This is a genomic window from Amycolatopsis sp. NPDC003731 (genome assembly GCF_053586895.1).
Genome location: NZ_JBSFNC010000282.1, coordinates 1 through 3853, shown reverse-complemented (window position 1 = coordinate 3853; position 3853 = coordinate 1). Strand labels below are relative to the sequence as shown.

The window sequence follows — 3853 nt, the reverse complement described above, 5'->3', positions numbered from 1 at the left end:
CGAGCAGGCAGACGACCTCCCCCCGGTACGCCTCGAATTCGACGCCGTGGAGCACGTCGTTCGTGCCGTACCGCATCCGCAGCCCGCGCACGCGGACGACGGGATCGGCAGGATCTCTCATCGCGGTCACCCCCATCTGACTGATGCGATCGAATGTAGCACACCTACTACATTCGATCAGACTTCTACGGTCCCGGGAACTTGACCCGCGGTCACCCGGTTCGGCGGGCATGGGACCTTGGCTGGGACTGGCCCTACCGGGCGGCGTCGTGATCCTGCTGGTCATGGCGGCGATCGAACTGCGGCCGCGCAAGAACGGCTCGCGCTTCAAGGCGCGGCTGTCCGCCACCTACATCGAGGAAACGACCGCGTTCCTCTACGGGACCAAGCGGCGTGAGCTGGAACACCGGGAAACGATGTCGATGCTCGTCGAGCAGGACGCCGAAGGCGCACCACCCTGGCGTGACGTGGACCTGGACGCCGGAGTCGCCCGGATCCGCCCGCGTTCGGACCCGCCGGAGCCGCCGAACCGCCAGCTACAGTGACCCCATGCCGACCCCAGCACGTGTGCGAGCCGACGCGTGCCCCGGTGTTTTCGCACCCCACGACGCCGCCGACGGGCCGTTGGCCCGCGTGCGCCTGCCCGGCGGCACGATTTCCGCAGTGCAGCTGCGCGCGCTGGCCGACGCGGCCGAGGCGTGCGGCGACGGCGATCTCCATCTCACCTCGCGCGGCAACGTCCAGCTGCGCGCCGTCAAGCGGCCCGGCCTCGAGGCCCGGCTGACCGCCGCGGGCCTGCTGCCGTCGCCGTCGCACGAGCGGGTCCGGAACGTTCTCGCGTCACCGTTGAGCGGGCTGCGCGGCGGCCTCGCCGACGTGCGCGGCCTGTCGTCGGCTCTGGACGACGTGCTGTGTTCGACGCCGGAGCTGGCGTCGCTGCCCGGCCGGTTCCTCTTCGCTTTCGACGACGGCCGCGGCGATGTCGCCGCCGAAGGTGCCGACGTCTGCTGGCTCGCGGTGGGCCCGTCCGAGGGCACGCTGCTGCTCGCGGGCGGCGACACCGGACGACGGGTGTCGCGCGCCGACGCCGTCTCGGCGCTGGTCGAAGTCGCGCTCGGCTTCCTCCGCGTGCGCGGGTCGGCCTGGCGGGTCGCGGAGCTCGACGACCCGGCCTGGCGGGGAACGCCGGTGCCGCGGGCCGGCGTCGACGTCCCGGCGGGGCTGATCTCCCGGGACGGCGGCTTCGCGGCCGGAGTCGTGCCGCGCTTCGGGCAGCTGTCCGCGGCGCAGGCGCGGGCGCTGGCGGAGTTCGGTCCCGCGCTGGTCACGCCGTGGAAGTCCGTGGTGCTGCCGGACGTGCCCGCCGACGTCTTCGCGCGGCTGGGCTTCGGCGGCGAGGCCTTGGGGACCACAGCGTGCATCGGCCGTCCGGGCTGCGCGAAGTCGCGCGCCGACGTCCGGGCCGACGCGGTGTTCCGGCCGGGCCTGCGCGCGCACTTCTCGGGCTGCGAACGGCGGTGCGGGAAGCCGTCGCAGTCCCATGTGGACGTTGTCGCCGAAGCGGGGGGCTACCGCATCGACGGCCGCTGGGTGCCGCTCGACGAGCTGAAGGGAAATCTGTGATCGACTACCTGCGGGACGGTGCCGAGATCTACCGGCACTCGTTCGCCACGATCCGCGAGGAGGCGGACCTGGCGATCCTGCCCGACGACGTGGCCGGGCTGGCGGTCCGGATGATCCACGCCTGCGGCATGGTCGATCTGGTCGACGACCTGCGCTACACGCTCGACGTCGTCGAGTCCGGCCGCGCGGCGCTGGAGGCCGGCGCGCCGATCCTGTGCGACGCGCAGATGATCGCCAGCGGCGTCACCCGGCGCCGTCTGCCCGCGGCCAACGAAGTGCTCTGCACGCTGTCGGACCCCGGTGTTCCTTCGCTGGCCGAACGCATGGGCACCACCCGCTCGGCGGCGGCGCTGGAGCTGTGGCGCGACAAGCTGCCCGGTTCGGTGGTGGCGATCGGCAACGCGCCGACGGCGCTGTTCCGCCTGCTGGAAATCCTCGACGAAGGCGTCGGCGCCCCCGCGGCGATCATCGGCGTCCCGGTCGGGTTCGTCGGCGCGGTGGAGTCCAAAGTGGAGCTCGCCAAGCGGGCCCCGGCGCCGTACCTGGTGGTGCACGGCCGGCGCGGCGGCAGCGCGATGGCGGTCGCGGCGATCAACGCACTCGCGAGCGCGGAAGAATGACCGGCACGCTGTACGGCGTCGGCCTCGGCCCCGGCGACCCGGAACTGATGACGGTCAAGGCGGCCCGCCTGATCTCCGAGGCCTCGGTGATCGCGTACCACTGCGCGCGGCACGGCCGGAGCATCGCGCGCTCGGTGGCCGAGCCGTACCTGCGCGACGGGCAGATCGAGGAGAAGCTGGTCTACCCGGTCACCACGGAAACGACCGACCACCCGGGCGGCTACGAGGGCGCGATCGCCGATTTCTACGAGCTGAGCGCGAAGCGGCTGGCCGAACACCTCGACGCCGGGCGGGACGTGGTCCTGCTCTGCGAGGGCGACCCGTTCTTCTACGGCTCGTACATGTACATGCACGAGCGGCTGGCCGGTCGCTTCGAGGCGGTGGTCGTCCCGGGTGTGACGTCGGTGAGCGCGGCGTCCTCGGTCATCGGCCGCCCGCTGGTGCAGCGCGACGAGGTGCTGACGGTGCTCCCGGGCACGCTCCCGGCCCCGGAGCTGGCGCGGCGCCTGGCGGACACCGACGCGGCGGCGGTGCTGAAGCTGGGCCGGACGTTCTCGTCGGTGCGGGAGGCGTTCGAGGAAGCCGGGAAACTGGACGACGCCGTGTACGTCGAGCGGGCGACGTGGGGACAACAGCGGGTCGAGCCCCTGGGTGAGGTCGATCCGTCTACGGTCCCGTACTTCTCGTTGGCGTTGCTGCCTTCGCCGGCTTACGCGTCTCGGGTTTCGCCTGCTCCCGTCGCCGCTGCGCCTTCTTCGGGCGGCGAAGTCGTCGTCGTGGGGCTCGGGCCGGCCGGCCCGGAGTGGCTCACCCCGGAAGCGGCGGCGGAGCTGTCCGCCGCCGAACACATCGTCGGGTACGGGCCGTACGTGGCGCGGGTGCCGCAGAAGGCGGGCCAGCAGCGGCACGCGTCGGGCAACCGCGTCGAGGCCGACCGGGCGCGCGAGGCGTTGTCCCTGGCTGCTTCCGGCGCCCGGGTCGCGGTGGTGTCCTCGGGCGACCCGGGGGTGTTCGCGATGGCGTCGGCGGTACTGGAGCAGGTGTCGGCCGGCCACGGCACGGGCGTCCGGGTCCGGATCGTGCCGGGCGTGACGGCGGCCCAGGCGGCGGCGTCCAGGGTGGGCGCCCCGCTGGGCCACGACTACTGCGTGCTCTCGCTGTCGGATCGGCTGAAGCCGTGGGAGATCATCGAAAAGCGCCTCGACGCGGCAGGCGCGGCGGATCTCGTGCTGGCGTTGTACAACCCGGCTTCACGTTCCCGGACGACCCAGCTCGCGGACGCCCGGTCGGTGCTGCTCCGCCACCGTGCGCCGGCGACGCCGGTCGTGGTGGCGCGGGATGTCGGCGGCCCGGAGGAGGACATCCGCGTCACGACCCTCGGTGAGCTCGAACCGTCCACAGTGGACATGCGCTGCCTGCTGATCGTGGGCTCGTCCCGCACCCGGTCCGAGAACGGCATCGTCTGGACGCCCCGCAGCTACTAGGTCTGCCGCGGCCGGTCGTGAGTGGTAAAGCGCGGCGACATCCGCCGCGGCCGGCTCACGGCGTCAGGTCCAGCTTCGCGGCCGTGCGGAGCAGGCCGGGCGTCAGTCGCGAAAGGACCAGCGCGG

General features: G+C 72.8%; 4 protein-coding genes and 1 pseudogene. 4 read left to right on the top strand and 1 reads right to left on the bottom strand.

Annotation, left to right across the window (positions count from 1 at the left end; genetic code table 11):
- Window positions 1-121: pseudogene (locus ACWDN5_RS46355) on the bottom strand (ABC transporter ATP-binding protein); the annotation flags it as partial.
- A 109-nt stretch (window positions 122-230) separates the two neighbouring features.
- On the opposite strand from ACWDN5_RS46355, the gene ACWDN5_RS46350 reads away from it, so the two are divergent.
- From ACWDN5_RS46350 to ACWDN5_RS46335, 4 genes are read left to right on the top strand one after another with little or no spacing between them, the layout of a single operon-like run.
- Window positions 231-545: a DUF6191 domain-containing protein gene (locus ACWDN5_RS46350; RefSeq protein WP_310971193.1), complete on the top strand. Its 315-nt coding sequence runs from the start codon at window positions 231-233 to the stop codon at window positions 543-545.
- Window positions 546-549: 4 nt separating this feature from the next.
- A complete protein-coding gene (locus ACWDN5_RS46345; protein ID WP_449680746.1) occupies window positions 550-1623 on the top strand; it encodes a precorrin-3B synthase in 1074 nt (357 codons plus the stop codon).
- Entirely contained in the window at window positions 1620-2243 is a 624-nt protein-coding gene (locus ACWDN5_RS46340) for a precorrin-8X methylmutase (RefSeq protein WP_310971195.1), read from the top strand. The genes ACWDN5_RS46345 and ACWDN5_RS46340 overlap by 4 nt, the downstream gene beginning before the upstream one ends.
- Window positions 2240-3727: a precorrin-2 C(20)-methyltransferase gene (locus ACWDN5_RS46335; RefSeq protein ID WP_449680745.1), complete on the top strand. Its 1488-nt coding sequence runs from the start codon at window positions 2240-2242 to the stop codon at window positions 3725-3727. Before ACWDN5_RS46340 ends, ACWDN5_RS46335 begins: the two co-directional genes overlap by 4 nt.
- Window positions 3728-3853 lie beyond the last annotated feature (126 nt).